General features: G+C 73.9%; 14 protein-coding genes. 7 read left to right on the forward strand and 7 right to left on the reverse strand.

All coding sequences use genetic code 11. The features are described 5' to 3' along the window. Positions 1-3 precede the first annotated feature (3 nt). A complete protein-coding gene (locus E1258_RS05650) occupies positions 4-1,098 on the reverse strand; it encodes a hypothetical protein (RefSeq protein WP_132397443.1) in 1,095 nt (364 codons plus the stop codon). 31 nt (positions 1,099-1,129) lie between these two features. Between E1258_RS05650 and E1258_RS05655 the strand changes: the two genes are divergently transcribed. The 3 genes from E1258_RS05655 (at position 1,130) to E1258_RS05665 (ending at position 3,462) form a co-directional block, all read left to right on the forward strand. Next, positions 1,130-1,630 carry a cation:proton antiporter regulatory subunit gene (locus E1258_RS05655; RefSeq protein ID WP_007073944.1) on the forward strand — a complete coding sequence of 167 codons (501 nt, stop codon included), beginning with the start codon at positions 1,130-1,132 and terminating at the stop codon, positions 1,628-1,630. A 7-nt stretch (positions 1,631-1,637) separates the two neighbouring features. Further along, positions 1,638-2,843 carry a cation:proton antiporter gene (locus tag E1258_RS05660; protein ID WP_132397445.1) on the forward strand — a complete coding sequence of 402 codons (1,206 nt, stop codon included), beginning with the start codon at positions 1,638-1,640 and terminating at the stop codon, positions 2,841-2,843. A 187-nt stretch (positions 2,844-3,030) separates the two neighbouring features. Then, on the forward strand, positions 3,031-3,462 hold the full coding sequence (locus E1258_RS05665; RefSeq protein ID WP_007073941.1) for a hypothetical protein: 432 nt from the start codon (positions 3,031-3,033) through the stop codon (positions 3,460-3,462). Positions 3,463-3,499: 37 nt separating this feature from the next. On the opposite strand, the gene E1258_RS05670 is transcribed toward E1258_RS05665, so the two are convergent. The 5 genes from E1258_RS05670 to dnaK form a co-directional block, all read right to left on the reverse strand. Continuing rightward, positions 3,500-3,727 (reverse strand): hypothetical protein, encoded by a 228-nt coding sequence (locus E1258_RS05670; protein WP_132397447.1) that lies wholly within the window; start codon positions 3,725-3,727, stop codon positions 3,500-3,502. Positions 3,728-3,864: 137 nt separating this feature from the next. Further along, positions 3,865-4,299, reverse strand: coding sequence for a heat shock protein transcriptional repressor HspR (locus E1258_RS05675; protein ID WP_007073939.1), 435 nt, complete (start codon positions 4,297-4,299; stop codon positions 3,865-3,867). 32 nt (positions 4,300-4,331) lie between these two features. Beyond that, positions 4,332-5,516, reverse strand: a complete 1,185-nt coding sequence (gene dnaJ, locus E1258_RS05680) for a molecular chaperone DnaJ (RefSeq protein ID WP_132397449.1) — start codon at positions 5,514-5,516, stop codon at positions 4,332-4,334. A gap of 79 nt (positions 5,517-5,595) precedes the next feature. Continuing rightward, the gene (gene grpE, locus E1258_RS05685) at positions 5,596-6,333 is read right to left on the reverse strand and encodes a nucleotide exchange factor GrpE (protein ID WP_132397451.1); all 738 of its coding nucleotides are present in this window, start codon (positions 6,331-6,333) and stop codon (positions 5,596-5,598) included. A gap of 47 nt (positions 6,334-6,380) precedes the next feature. Next, positions 6,381-8,237 (reverse strand): molecular chaperone DnaK, encoded by a 1,857-nt coding sequence (dnaK, locus tag E1258_RS05690; RefSeq protein WP_132397453.1) that lies wholly within the window; start codon positions 8,235-8,237, stop codon positions 6,381-6,383. Positions 8,238-8,433: 196 nt separating this feature from the next. Here dnaK and E1258_RS05695 point away from each other — a divergent pair, with 196 nt between their 5' ends. From E1258_RS05695 to E1258_RS05705, 3 genes are read left to right on the forward strand one after another with little or no spacing between them, the layout of a single operon-like run. Beyond that, positions 8,434-10,281: a GTPase domain-containing protein gene (locus tag E1258_RS05695; protein ID WP_132397455.1), complete on the forward strand. Its 1,848-nt coding sequence runs from the start codon at positions 8,434-8,436 to the stop codon at positions 10,279-10,281. After that, positions 10,278-11,972 (forward strand): GTPase, encoded by a 1,695-nt coding sequence (locus tag E1258_RS05700; RefSeq protein WP_132397457.1) that lies wholly within the window; start codon positions 10,278-10,280, stop codon positions 11,970-11,972. Before E1258_RS05695 ends, E1258_RS05700 begins: the two co-directional genes overlap by 4 nt. A gap of 54 nt (positions 11,973-12,026) precedes the next feature. Then, complete coding sequence (locus E1258_RS05705) at positions 12,027-13,247, forward strand: hypothetical protein (RefSeq protein WP_132397459.1); 1,221 nt, start codon at positions 12,027-12,029, stop codon at positions 13,245-13,247. Positions 13,248-13,307: 60 nt separating this feature from the next. On the opposite strand, the gene E1258_RS05710 is transcribed toward E1258_RS05705, so the two are convergent. Then, the gene (locus tag E1258_RS05710; RefSeq protein ID WP_132397461.1) at positions 13,308-13,967 is read right to left on the reverse strand and encodes a phosphatase PAP2 family protein; all 660 of its coding nucleotides are present in this window, start codon (positions 13,965-13,967) and stop codon (positions 13,308-13,310) included. Between the two features lie 107 nt (positions 13,968-14,074). Here E1258_RS05710 and E1258_RS33860 point away from each other — a divergent pair. Then, a partial coding sequence (locus tag E1258_RS33860) for a hypothetical protein (RefSeq protein ID WP_243715220.1) occupies positions 14,075-14,372 on the forward strand: 298 nt, incomplete at its 3' end.

A 14,372-nucleotide genomic window follows, 5' to 3' on the forward strand; every position in this document is an offset into this window, starting at 1 on the left:
CCGTCAGGCCGGGGCCAGCACCACCCGCACCCAGCGGCGGTCGCCGACCGGCCCGGGTGCCAGCAGCACCTCGCCGGTGGCGCTGCCCGCCACCGTGCCGTCCACCAGCAGGGTCAGGTAGTGCTCGGGGGCGACCGGCCAGTCGAGCGGGCCGTACCGGCCGTCGGCCACCACGCCCACGCCGTTCGGGCCGTTCACCGCGAACCGGCCGGTGCTCAGCGGCACCACCGAAGTCGCATGCGCGGGATGCCCCTCGGCGGGCGCCGGCACCCACCGGCCCAGATACCGCCAGAGCACCGGAAACTTCGTCCGGTCCGGTGGCCAACCGACCAGCCGCGCCTCGCCGTCCGGCCCGATCATCGGCCGCAGCACCCCGACCTCGCCGCCGGCCGCCGGCACCGGGGTCCGCTGCCAGGTCCGCCCCTGGTCCGTCGAGACCGTCGCGCACGCCTTCCCGCCGTCGACGCCGGCCACCACCAGCAGGCCACGGGCCTCGACGACGCCGTGCAGCGACCGCACGGGCGGCTGGGCCGGCAGGGGCGTCATCCGCTGCCCCGCCCAGCGGACCACCCGGCCGGTGGCCTGGTCGATCTGGAACCGGCCCTGGGCGGCCCGCCACGCGACGGGCTCCTGCTCCCCGGTGGTGTGCGCGAAGGTGCGCCCGCCATCGGTGGAGGTGTACCGGCCGTGCGGCTCGGCCCACAGCACCAGCACGCCCGGGGCGACGTAGAGCTGCTGGTTGTCGGCGACCGGGCGGGGATGGGTGAGCCGCTGCCAGGACCGGCCACCGTCGGTCGTGGCGTAGAGCACCGCCGGGCAGTCCCGCCCGGGCGGCCGACCGGCGCAGCCGGCGAAGAGGGCGTACCCGCGCTCGGCCGAGACGAACTCGACGTACGGCTGGTCGTAGCCCTTGCCGACCGGAACCCGGACCTCGCGCAACTCGACTTCGGCGGCCGTGGGCGTCGGTTGCGTCGCGGCCGGTCGGGGTGACGGGGCGGTGCGGTCCGGTGGCGGGCGGCGGACATCGCCGATCGAACAGCCGGCCACCAGCGGTACGAGCAGCAGCGCGACCGCCCTGCGGCGGAATCGACCAGCCATTGACCTTCCCCTCAACCGGTAGCCTTGCCGCGTGCGAGTACGTGTCGAACAGACTGCCCTACCCGGCATCGGGATGCGTCACGACCTGTTGACTGAATCCGGACGCCGACTCGGTGTGGTTTCCCACCGCAATGGCCGCCGCGATCTTGTCCTGTACGACCCGGACGATCCCGATTCCTGCCAGCACGACATACCGCTGACCGACGACGAGGCGGAGGCGCTGGCGGACATCCTCGGCGCGTCGCTGATGCTCGGCCAGCTCTCCGGTCTGCGCGAGCAGGCCGCCGGGCTGCTTACCGAGCAGATCGCCATCCCGGCCAGCTCGAAGTACGTCAACCGGCGGCTCGGCGACACGAGGGCCCGCACCCGGACCAGCGCCTCGATCGTCGCGGTGCTGCGCCGGGGCGAGGTGATCGTCTCGCCGGACCCGGCCTTCCGCTTCGACGCCGGTGACGTGGTGGTCGTGGTCGGTACCCGTAAGGGGCTCGACGGCGTGACCGCCATCCTCGCCGACAGCGACCCGGACGGCTGAGGCGCGGATGCACGAGACCACAACTCTGCTCGTCGAGGTCGGTGCACTGCTGTTCCTGCTCGGGCTGCTGGGGCGGCTCGGCCGGCGGATCGGCCTCTCACCTATTCCCCTCTACCTGCTCGCCGGGCTCGTCTTCGGCCACGGTGGCGTGCTGCCGCTGGCCGCCAGCGAGGAGTTCTTCGCCGTCGGCGCGGAGATCGGCGTGATCCTGCTGCTGGTCATGCTCGGCCTCGAGTACTCGGCGAGCGAGCTGGTCGGCAACCTGCGCTCGGCGGCACCCGCGGGTCTGATCGACGGCGTGCTCAACGCGCTGCCCGGCGCGGCCTTCGCCTTCCTGCTCGGCTGGGACTGGGTGGCCGCGATCGTGCTCGCCGGCATCACCTGGGTCTCCTCCTCCGGCGTGATCGCCAAGGTGCTGGCCGACCTGGGCCGGCTCGGTAACCGGGAGACACCCGTGGTCCTCTCGGTGCTGGTCATCGAGGACCTGGCGATGGCGCTCTACCTGCCGCTGCTCACCGCCGTGCTGGCCGGTACCGGCCTGCTCGGTGGCGGCATCGCGCTCGGCATCGCGGTCGGCACCGTCGTGCTGGTGCTGGTGGTGGCGATCCGGTACGGCCACCTGATCTCCTCGGCCATGTCGGCGAAGGACCCCGAGGCGCTGCTGCTCGGCGTGCTCGGGCTCACCCTGCTGATCGCCGGCGTCGCGGCGAAGCTCCAGGTATCGGCGGCGGTCGGCGCGTTCCTCGTCGGCATCGCGCTGTCCGGCCCGGTGGCACACCACGCCACCCAGATGCTCTCCCCGCTGCGGGACCTGTTCGCCGCGGTGTTCTTCGTCTTCTTCGGCCTGGTCACCGACCCTCGGGACATCCCGCCCGTGCTGCTGCCGGCGCTCGTGTTGGCCGTGGTGACGATGGGGACCAAGACGCTGACCGGGTACCTGGCCGCCCGGCGGGTGGGGATCAAGGAACCCGGCCGGTGGCGGGCCGGGCTGGCCCTGGTGCCACGCGGCGAGTTCTCCATCGTCATCGCCGGGCTCGCCGTGGCCGCCGGCAGCGTCGAGCCGGAGCTGGCCGCGCTGGCCACCGCGTACGTGCTGATCACCGTGGTGACCGGGCCGATGCTGGCCCGGCTGCCGGACTTCGCCTGGTTCAAGGTGTGGCTGCGGCAACGGGCCGTCGCCCAGCGCGCCGAGCCGCTGGTCAGCACCGACTGAGCCGGCGCGCAGCGCACCCGGGGGCGGGGCCGGCCGTACGGTCGGCCCCGCCCCCGCCCATCGGATGCCGAATTGGTGCCGCGGAACCCTTCCCCTGGTAGGCGGCCCGGGTTACCGTTTCGCCCCAGCAGCAAGGGTCCGTGGGAGGCCGGCCGGTCGCCCTCGGGCGCGAGCGGAAGGTTGGCCGGTGAGCGTGCAGGACTCGACGTTCCACGGCTTCGCCAACCCCGTCGACCCGTCCCCGGCGGAGTTGCGGGCGTGGGCGTACCAACCCGACTCGGTTCCGCTGACGTCGATGCCGCCGGACTGGGACCTGCTGGTCTCCGGTGACCACCTGGTGCAGACCCTGTTCGAGCTGGCGATGGACCCGGCCTGCCCGGCCCGCCGGTTCGCGCTGCACTGCCTCTACATCTACGCCGCCGACGGCATCCGGACGAACTTTCGCGCCCACCCCAAGCGGCGCTTCCGCAAGCTGGTCGAGCAGTCGGAGCGGACCGGTGACGACATGATGCGGACGTGGGCGCACAACAGCCGCATGCTGCTGGCCCAGCCGGACCTCTTCGACTACCGGGACTGGTGCGAGGGCGGCCTGGTCCGGGAGAACCGACGCATCGGCTGACCGGTCCGGCGTACGGGTGGCTCGGCGTACGGGTGGTTCAGGCGGCCGAACCGCCGCTTTCCTGGCGTCGCGCGTCCTGCTCGGCGCGCCGCGCGTCGGCCCGCCCCCGGTCGACACCGTGGTCGACCTGATCGGCGAACCGGCCGTCCTTGACCAGGTCGGAGAACCGCCCCTCGGTGATCTTGTCGAACTGCTGGGCCAACTTGGCGACCCGGTCGAGCCGCTCCTCCGCCTGCCTCGCCAGCTTCTTGGCCGGTTCCGACATGGCTCCCCCTCGCCAGCGCGGTTGGCCCGGATCACTCGGGTCGGGCCTGTTTCGCAGGTTAGCCGAACCGGCCCGGCCCGCGCCGGAGTTCCGGGAAGCGGACCGGGCCGGTGGGCTCCGGTGCGGTGGGCGGCGGGTCAGCGGTCGCGCCGGGGACGCCAGACCACCAGGGCCGTGGAGGTGCGGTTGGTGGGCACCAGGTCGCGGCCCGGGAACCGGGCCAGGGACTCCAGCTCCGCCATTCGGCGATACGCGGCGTCCAGCTCGGCCTCCAGCCGCGCGACCCGCTGCTGGGCCTCCTCCAGCAGGCGTTCCAGGCCGATGATCCGCTTGACCCCCGCGAGGTTGACCCCCTCGTCCTGACTGAGCCGCTGCACCTCGCGCAGCAGTACCACGTCCCGGACGCTGTAGCGGCGCCCGCCGCCGGCCGCCCGGCCGGCCTGCACCAGGCCGAGCCGGTCGTACTGGCGCAGGGTCTGGGGATGCATTCCCGCCATCCGCGCCGCGACCGAGATCATCAGCACCTTGGCCTCGTAGGCAGGGTCATCCGAGCCGCCGTGGTGTCCCGCCATCCCCGCTCACCTCCGCACGTACTCCAGCAGGCTCAACTGAATCGACGCACCCGCGCGTCGAGATGTTCCCGGGCGGCCGGCGGAATCTGCTCGGCGAACGCCTCCAGCGCCGTTCGCGCCTCGTCGGACACCCCGGCCGGCACCACCACGTCGAGCGTCACCAGGAGGTCGCCGGCCCGGCCGTCCCGGCGCAGCACGCCCTTGCCCCGGGCGCGCAGCACCCGGCCGCTCGGCGTGCCCGGCGGGACCCGCAGGGTCACCGTGCCGTCGAGCGTGGGCACCCGCAGGTCCGTGCCGAGCACGGCCTCCGGAAAGGTGATCGGCACGGTCAGGGTCAGGTCGTCCCCGGTACGCCCGAACAGCTCGTCCGGCCGCACCTTCACGTGCACGTACAGGTCACCGGCCGGGCCGCCACGCTCGCCCGGCTCGCCCCGCCCGCTCAGCCGGATCCGCTGTCCGTCGGCCACCCCGGCGGGGAAGCGGACGTTGAGCGTGCGGGTCTTGGTGACCCCGCCGGTGCCGTGGCACTCCGGGCACTTCTCCTCGACGACCGTCCCCACGCCCTGGCAGTTGCGGCACGGCTCGGAGAAGCTGAACGACCCCTGGTTGCGGTTGGTCACCCCGGCTCCGTGGCAGACCGGGCAGGTCACCGGCGAGGTGCCGGGTTTCGCCCCGCTGCCGGCGCACGTGTCGCAGACGCCGGGCGCGCGCAGGGTCAACGGGAGGGTGACCCCGCGTACCGCGTCGCCGAAGTCGAGCGCCACCTCGGTCTCGATGTCCCGGCCCTTCGCCGGGCCGCGCGGGCGGGCCGGACCGCCGGCACCGCCACCGGAGAAGATCGAGCTGAACAGGTCCTGGAAGCCGGCCCCGCCGAAGCGGCGGTCACCGCCGCCCGCCGCGCCGCCGAACATGTCGGAGACGTCGAACGGCTGCCCGCCGGGGCCACCCGGACCCCGGGCGTTACGCCGGAACTGGCCCGAGCCGAACAGCGAGCGCATCTCGTCGTACTCGCGGCGCTTGGCCTCGTCGCCGAGCACCGCGTACGCCTCGGAGACGGCCTTGAACCGCTCCTCGGCCCTGGGGTCGCCCGGGTTGTGGTCCGGGTGCGACTCCCGGGCCAGTTTCCGGTACGACTTCTTGATCTCGTCCGAGGAGGCGGACTTCTGCACGCCCAGCGTGGCGTAGTAGTCCTTCTCGATCCAGTCCTTGGTACTCACCGGTCCACCCCCTTCCACGGGACGTACCCCGAACGTCCCGCCCGCCCGGTGTGGGCGGGCGGGACGACACGGGTCGGCACTACTCCGGGTCGGCGACCGCGACCATGGCTGGCCGCAGCAGCCGCTCGCCGAGCTGGTAGCCCCGGCGCATGACCTGCACGCAGGTCGGTTCGGTGACGTCGGCGGAGGTCTGGTGGGCCACCGCCTCGTGCCGGGTCGGGTCGAACGGGTCGCCCTGCTCGCCGAACGCGGACAGGCCGAACTTGCCCAACGCCGTGGTGAGCTGCTCGGCCACCGTGCCGAACGGACCCACCAGGTCGCCGTGCTCGCGGGCGCGGTCCAAATCGTCGAGGATCGGCAGCAGCGCGGCGAGCACCGAACCGGTCGCCTGCTCCTGGACGAGGCTGCGGTCCCGGTCCACCCGCTTGCGGTAGTTGGCGTACTCCGCCGTCACCCGTTGCAGGTCCCGGGTCCGCTCGTCCAGCTCGGCCCGCAGCGCCTCCAGCTCGGCGCCGAGCGGCGCTGCGACGGCCGGGGCCGTGCCCTCGACCGGCTGCGCCGGGGCGTCGACCACGGGCGGCCCGTCCACCGACGCGGCCTCGACCTTGATCTCGTCGACCACGATCTCGACGTCCTCGACCAGGCCCTCCGCCGGGCTGTCCGCCCCGGCGTCGGTCGCGGCGGGCACCTCGGGCTTACTGATCCTGCGGTTGTCACGGATGACGACCCGCGGCTGCTCGGACTGCCCGGCGGTCGCGGAGCCACCCGGCGTCGACCCGGACTCCACCGGGTCGGCGGCTCGTGGCTTCTCCGTCATGCGGTTACCTCATCCCTTGGCCGTGAGTACGTGTCCGAGGCGGATCGTCACTTCTTGTCCTCGTCCACGATCTCGGCGTCGACCACGTCGTCCGCGCCGCCGGCCTTGGCACCGCCGGTCGCGCCGGCGCCCGGGCCGGCCGCCCCCGGCTGCTCGCCCTGCTCGGCCTGCTGGGACGCGTAGAGCAGCGAGCCGGCCTGCTGGGAGACCTGGGCAAGCTTCTCGTGAGCCGCCTTGATCTTGTCGATGTCCTGGCCGCCGAGCGCGCCGCGCAGCTCGCCGAGGGCCTCGTTGAGCTGCTCCCGGTTCTCGCCCGGCAGCTTGTCGCCGCTCTCGGCGAGAAACTTCTCGGTCTGCCACTGGAGTGCCTCGGCGAGGTTGCGGGTCTCCGCCTCCTCGCGGCGACGCTTGTCGTCCTCGGCGTGCTCCTCGGCGTCACGGCGCATCCGCTCGATGTCGTCCTTCGGCAGCGAGGAGCCGCCGGTGATCGTCATCTTCTGCTCCTTGCCGGTGCCCAGGTCCTTCGCGTGCACGTTCACGATGCCGTTGGCGTCGATGTCGAACGTGACCTCGATCTGCGGCACGCCGCGCGGCGCGGGCGGGAGGCCGGTCAGCTCGAAGGTGCCGAGCTTCTTGTTGTAGGCCGCGATTTCCCGCTCGCCCTGGAACACCTGGATCAGCACCGACGGCTGGTTGTCGTCGGCCGTGGTGAAGACCTCGGAGCGCTTGGTCGGGATGGTGGTGTTGCGCTCGATGAGCTTGGTGAAGATGCCGCCCTTGGTCTCGATGCCCAGGCTCAGCGGGGTCACGTCGAGCAGCAGGACGTCCTTGACCTCGCCCTTGAGCACGCCGGCCTGGAGGGCGGCGCCCACGGCGACGACCTCGTCGGGGTTGACGCCCTTGTTGGGCTCCTTGCCGGTGAGCTGCTTGACCAGGTCGGTGACGGCCGGCATCCGGGTGGAGCCGCCGACGAGGATGACGTGGTCGACGTCGGAGACCTTGATCCCGGCGTCCTTCACGGCCTGCTCGAACGGGCCCTTGCAGCGGTCCAGCAGGTCCTGCGTCATCCGCTGGAACTCGGCGCGGCTGAGCGTCACGTCCAGGTGCAGCGGGCCGGCGGAGCCGGCCGTGATGTACGGCAGGTTGATGTTGGTGGTGGTGGCCGCCGACAGCTCGATCTTGGCCTTCTCGGCCGCCTCGCGGAGCCGCTGGAGGGCCATCTTGTCCTGCGCCAGGTCGATGCCGTGCTCGCCCCGGAAGGTCTTCACCAGGTGGTCGATGATCCGCTGGTCCCAGTCGTCGCCGCCGAGGTGGTTGTCACCGCTGGTCGACTTGACCTCGATGACGCCCTCGGCCAGCTCCAGCAGCGACACGTCGAAGGTGCCGCCGCCGAGGTCGAAGACCAGGACGGTCTGCTCCTTGGAGCCCTTGTCCAGCCCGTACGCCAGGGCCGCCGCGGTCGGCTCGTTCACGATCCGCAGCACGTTGAAGCCGGCGATCTCGCCGGCCTCCTTGGTGGCCTGGCGCTGGCCGTCGTTGAAGTAGGCCGGGACGGTGATCACCGCGTCGGTGATCTGCTCGCCCAGGTACGCCTCGGCGTCCCGCTTGAGCTTCATCAGCGTCCGGGCCGAGATCTCCTGCGGGGTGTACTTCTTGCCGTCGATGTCGACGGTCCAGTTGGTGCCGATCTCCCGCTTGACCGACCGGATGGTCCGGTCCGGGTTCGTCACCGCCTGGCGCTTGGCGACCTCACCGACGAGCACCTCGCCGTTGCGGGCGAACGCGACGATCGACGGGGTCGTCCGCGAGCCCTCAGCGTTCGCGATGACGGTGGGCTCACCGCCCTCGAGAACGCTGACGCAGGAGTTCGTCGTGCCGAGGTCGATACCGACCGCACGTGCCATCTTCGCTTCCTCGCTTCTTACGTTGGAACAGGTGACGGGGACCGCCCCGCCGCGCACTCGCCACAAGTTGAGTGAACTTGACTCAATAGTGCCATGCCTGCGGCGATCGTCAAGTCAAGTTGAGTCGACCCGACGCAACCTCGCGTTCGGGGGAGCCCGGTTGTATTACCCTGCGCCGGTCGGGCACGCTTTAGCGGTGACGACGCACGGCGATCCCGCCATCGGAACCGGTTCGCCCGCCGTCGCAGCCCGTACCGGCATGGGGGATGCCGGGGAGGACCCGTCCGGCCCTTCCGGAGACGGCCTGCCCGCCGCGCTCACCGCCCTGCGGGCCGCGATCGGCGCGGCCCGGTTCCCGCTCGCCCTGCCCTCGGCCGAAGCGGCCCGGCGGGTCGGCGCGAGCCTGACCGCGCAACTCGACGACTATCTCCTGCCCCGCCTCGCCCGGCTCGACGCGCCGCTACTCGTGGTCGTCGGCGGCTCCACCGGGGCCGGCAAGTCGACCCTGGTCAACAGCCTCGTCCAGGCCCGTGTCAGCGCCGCCGGGGTGCTCCGGCCGACCACCCGCTCACCGGTGCTCGTGTGCAACCCGGCCGACTCCTGCTGGTTCCGGCAGGGCGAGCTGCTGCCCGGCCTCACCCGCACCAGCGAGCCGAGCGAGGACCCGGACACCCTCCAGATCGTGACGGCCCCGGCGCTGCCCGCCGGGCTGGCCTTCCTCGACGCCCCCGACATCGACTCGGTGGTCGACGCCAACCGTGCGCTCGCCAACCAGCTCCTCGCCGCCGCCGACCTCTGGCTCTTCGTCACCACCGCCGCCCGGTACGCCGACGCGGTTCCCTGGGAGCTGCTGCACACCGCCCGCGCCCGGGGGGTGGTGATCGCCATGGTGCTCGACCGGGTGCCGGCGGAGGCCACCGACGAGGTGGCCGCCCACCTGGCCGAGATGCTCGCCGCCCAGGGCCTCGGCGCGGCGCCCCTGTTCGTCCTGCCGGAGACCTGGGTCGACGGCCAGGGCCTCCTGCCGGACAAGATCACCGAGCCGCTGAGCACCTGGTTCTCCCGGCTGGCCGCCGACGCCGGGGCCCGCGCCACCGTCGTCCGGCAGACCCTGGACGGCGCGCTGGCCGCGCTGGGCCCCGCCGCCGCGGGCCTGGCCGACGCCGCCGACGAGCAGGGAGCCGGCGCCGACGCCCTCGACGAGCGGGTCGTGGCCGCGTACCAGGCGGCCGAGCGGACCGTGGAGCAGGGCCTCAAGGACGGCCGGATGCTGCGCGGCGAGGTACTCGCCCGCTGGCAGGAGTTCGTCGGCACCGGCCAGTTCTTCCGCACCCTGGAGGCGCGGATCGGCCGGCTGCGGGACCGACTCGTGGCGACGGTGACCGGCCGGCCCGCCCCCGCCACCGAGCTGCGTGACGCCATCGAGTCGCAGCTCGTCACACTGCTGCGCGGGGCAGCCGCCGAGGCGGCCGAGAACGCGTACACCGGGTGGCGGGCGCACCCTGCCGGTGCGGCCCTGCTGGACCCGCAGCTCGCCCACCCGGGCACCGACTTCTCCGACCGCGCCGAACGACTGGTCCGGGACTGGCAACGTGAGGTGCTGACGCTGGTCCGGGCCGAGGGCGCCGACCGGCGGTTCGTGGCCCGCACGGCCGCGTACGCGGTGAACGCCACCGGGCTGGCCGTGATGATCGCCGTGTTCGCCTCGACGGCGTTCATCCCGACCGGGCTGGAGGTCGCCGCCGGGGCCGGCACCACGACCGCCGGGCAGGTCGTACTCCAGGCGATCTTCGGCGATCAGGCGGTGCGTACGCTGGCCGCGAAGGCCCGGAACGACCTGCTGGGGCGAATCCGCGAGCTGCTCGACGCGGAGGCCACCCGGTTCCTGTCCCGAACGGCGACGACGCGTCCGGCGGCGGACGCCGGGGACGCCCTGCGGGCGGCGGCCGACCGGGTGGAGGAGGCCCGGCACCGCAGTGGCCTGGCCGCCGCCGGCGCCGCGACCCTGCCCTCGGCGCTGATCCCGGAAGGCGAGGCCCGGTGAGCCCCAACATCGTCGGCCGGGTGCGCGAGGCACTGCGGGGCGACCAGCGGGTCGACCCGGACGTGCTGATCGCCCGCCTGGCGGCCGTCCGCCGGTTCCTCGACGCGGCCGACGGCCAGCTCCCGGACACCCAGCTCGTGCCCGCGCACACCCTCGTCGAGCGGGCCGGCACCCGGCTCGCTCTCTCCCGCGACCACACGGTCGTCGCCCTCGCCGGTGCCACCGGCAGCGGCAAGTCCAGCCTGTTCAACGCGCTCGCCCGGCTCGACCTCTCCCCGGTCGGGGTGCGCCGCCCCACCACCGGGGTGGCGCACGCCTGCGTCTGGGGCCCGCTCGACGGCGCGAACCGACTGCTCGACTGGACCGGCGTGCTGCCCCGGCACCGGTTCGTCCGGGAGAGCGCGCTCGACGGCGACGACGAGTCGGCCCTGCACGGGCTGGTCCTGCTCGACCTGCCCGACTTCGACTCGGTGCAGCGGTCGCACCGGCTGGAGGTGGACCGCCTGCTCGGCCTGGTCGACCTGGTGGTCTGGGTCGTCGACCCGCAGAAGTACGCCGACCGGGTGATCCACACCAGCTACCTGCGCGAGTTCCACCGGCACCGGGACGTGACGCTGGTCGTGCTCAACCAGGCCGACCGGCTGCCCCCGGCCGAGCTGCCCCGCGTCCTGGACGACCTGCGCCGGCTGCTCGACGCCGACGGGCTGGGCGGGGTGCCGCTGCTGGCCACCACCGCCGTCGACCCGTCCGGGATCACCGACCTGCGGGCCACCCTGGAGCGTACGGTCGCCGAGCGGCAGGCCGCCCTGCGTCGCCTCGCCGGCGACGTGGACACGGTCGTCGCCGGGCTGGCCGAGCTGGTCGCCGCCGAGCCCACGGCCGACCCGACGGACGGGCCGACCGCCTCCGGGCTGGCCCGGGCGCTGGCCGGGGTGGCCGGGGTGTCGGCCGTGGCGGCGGCGGTCGAGGGGGCGTACCGGCACCGGGCCGCCGCGAGCACTGGTTGGCCGCTGGTGCGCAGCTGGCGACATCTGCGCCCCGACCCGCTGCGCCGGCTGCACCTGCCCGGCCCGCCCAGGGGCGGCGACGCCGGTGACCCGGCGGAGAGCCTGGTCGCCGCGACCTCCGTACCCGATCCGACCGCCGCACAGCGCTCGGCGCTGGGGCTGGCCGTGCGGGCCGTGGCCGATTACGCCGGCGCCGGCCTGCCCGAGCCCTGGGCCGCCGCGGTGACCACCGCCGCCCGGTCCCGGCTGGGCGACCTGCCGGACGCCCTGGACCGCGCGGTGGCCCAGACCGACCTCGGGATGGGCCGCCGGCCCGCCTGGTGGCGGATCGTCGGCGGGGTGCAGTGGCTGGTCACCGTCGCGGCCGTGGCCGGCCTCGGTTGGCTCGCACTCGGCTACGCGCTGCGCGTCCTCGGGCTGCCGGCCCTCGACGATCCCCGGGTCGGCGAGGCCCCGCTGCCCACGTTGCTGCTGCTCGGCGGCCTCCTCGCCGGGCTGCTGGTGGCGGCGCTGACCAGGCCCGTCGTGCGATGGGCGGCCCGCCGGGCGCGCGGCCGGGCCGAGCAGCGCCTCACCCTCGCCGTCGGCGCCGTCGGGCGGGAGTACGTGTTGGAGCCGGCGCGGACGGTGCTGGCCCGCCACGGGCAGGCACAGCAGGCGTTGCGCGAGGCCGCCCGCCGCTGACTACCGGGGTCTTCTTCGCTGTTCGGGGGCCGCCGGCGGGCGTAGGGTCGACGCATGGCCACGCCTCAGACCCCCTACGACGCGGTGCTGCACGCCGCACGCGACGTGACCAGGCTCGACACCGCCCTCGATGCCGAGATGCTCGGCGCGGCGCTGCTCGGCAGCGTCTACTCGGTCGCGGAGACCGACCGGCAGGCGGCCGTGCGGGAGTTCGTCACGGGCTTCCTCGTCGCCACCTCCCGCCGCCGCACGGCCGCGGCGAGGACCATCCGCTCCGTCTTCGCCGCCCTGGTGCCCGACGCCGAGGGCGCGGCGAGGGTCAATGCCGGCACCCTGGCCCCGGCCTGGTCCGCGCACCTCGGCCGGGTGCACCTCACCGGCACCTGGTGCTACGGCGACGTGTACGGCGACCAGACCTCCTACCTGGCGACGTTCGCCTACGACGACGCCGCCGGCGGTCCCGAGCACGCGCTGGTGGCCCTGGTCGACCACAACATCGGCATCACCAAGGACGTCTTCGTCGGCGGCCCCGCAGGGCGCATCGTCGACCAGGTCCGGGAGATGGTCGACGGCGACGAGCTGACCTGGTTCCGTGAGGAGGACCCGGCCCGGATGCGCGGCGAGGTCGGCCGGCACCTGGCCGTCACCGACGACCTGGGCGAGCTGCCCGCCGAGGGTTCCCTCGCCACCGACCGGGCGCTGGCCGGTGCCCGGCTGGCGCTGCTGCCCCCGTCGCCGGCCGGGGCCACCCGGGACGCCGAGCCGCTCTCCGGCGACCAGCGCACGGAGCTGGTTCGGGCGTTCCTCGCCTCGCCCGAGGCCACCCGCTACGACCTGGACCCGTCCGACGGCGCGGGGCTTGCCTCGCTGCACTTCTGCCTCAGCCTGCTGCTCGACCACGCGGCGAGCTTCCCCGACGCCGACCCGCTACGCTGGAGCCCCACCGTGGCCGAGCTGTTTCTGCTGGACTGGGTGCACCGGCGGGCCGTGCTCGACATGGACGACGCGGCGATGCTGCCCCGGGTGCTGCGCGGCTGGGCGGCGTACGCGGCCCGGCGCAAAGGGCTGCCGCAGGCGGCGGCAGCCCGGACCGACACCGCGATCGAGGAGATGATCCCCGAGTTCGCCCGGCTCTACTCCACCGGCGAACGGCGCAGCGCCGCCACGGCGGCGGTGGCCCAGCTGATGGCCGACGGGGTGGACCCGGACGACCCGGCCGCCCTGAACGCCTGGATCGAGGCGAACCGGCACCGGCTCGCCGACGACGGGGCCTGATCCACGGGGCCGTCGAGCGCAGGCCGGGCGGTGGCCGGGCCGGAGCCGTCTACGGCGCGCTCAGCTGAGCGCGCCGTAGACGGCTCCGGCCACCAGCCCGCCTACGGTGCCGCCGACCAGCACCTGCGGCACGGTGTGGGCTCGCAGCCGTACCCGGGACCAGCCGGCCAGCACCGGCAACGGAGCGGCGGTCAGCAGCAGCGGGCCGAAGGTGAGCACCAGCACCACCACCGCGCCGGCGGCGACCGCCGTGTGGATCGACATCTTCCACCAGTGGCTCACCGTCACTGCCACCACGAGACCCACCACGCCCGCCGCCACCAGCGCCAGCAACGGGCGGGGCGCGCCGAGCGCGGCGAGCAGCGCCCACCCGCCCGCCGTCGAGGTCAGCCCGAACAGCAGCGGCAGGCGGCGCTGCTCGCGTACGCCGACGTGGTGGTCGGTGAGTCGACCGCGGCGCACCCCGCCGACGATGTACGCGAAGGGGATCCCGCTGGCGAAGACGGTGGCGAGCAGCCCCCAGGCCAGCCCGTGCGCGCCGCTCCTGCCGCCGTGCCAGCCGATCAGCACCGTCAGCGTGGTCACCAGGACTGCGGGCGCGGTCAGCTCGGTGATCAGGCGGGCGGCGCGCAGGCTCGGGCCCGGCGGGGCGACCGTGACGCGGGAAGGCGCCCCTCCGCCTGCGGGCCGATCCGGTCCGCTCAGTCTTGTCGCTCCCATCTCCGCATTTTCCACCGAGGCCCTGGACGATGGTCACGCTCGATCCGGGAAGCAGTGGCATCCGTCGCGCCGTGGGGCCACCGCTTCCGCGATCGAGGATGATCTTGATGGGCGTGCGGGCCGACGGCGACAGCCCTCATCGGGCGGGCTCGGCCGGGGAAGCGGAGGCGAGGACGGTAGGCCGGGGCGGAACGGCCGGGGTCTGCGGCGCCGGGCTGGGCTCGTCGGCCGGCTCGGGATCTGCGGCCGACCTCGTGTCCACGGTCGGCGCGTTCACGGTCGGTGGGTTCAGGGGCGGCGCGTTCACGGTCGGTGGATTCAGGGGCGGCGCGTTCACGGTCAGGCCGGGGATCGCCGTCGGTCTGGGTCCTGCGGAAGGCTCCGCACTCGCCGTCGGACGGGGAC

Source organism: Micromonospora sp. KC207 (assembly GCF_004348615.1).
Classification (GTDB): Bacteria; Actinomycetota; Actinomycetes; order Mycobacteriales; family Micromonosporaceae; genus Micromonospora.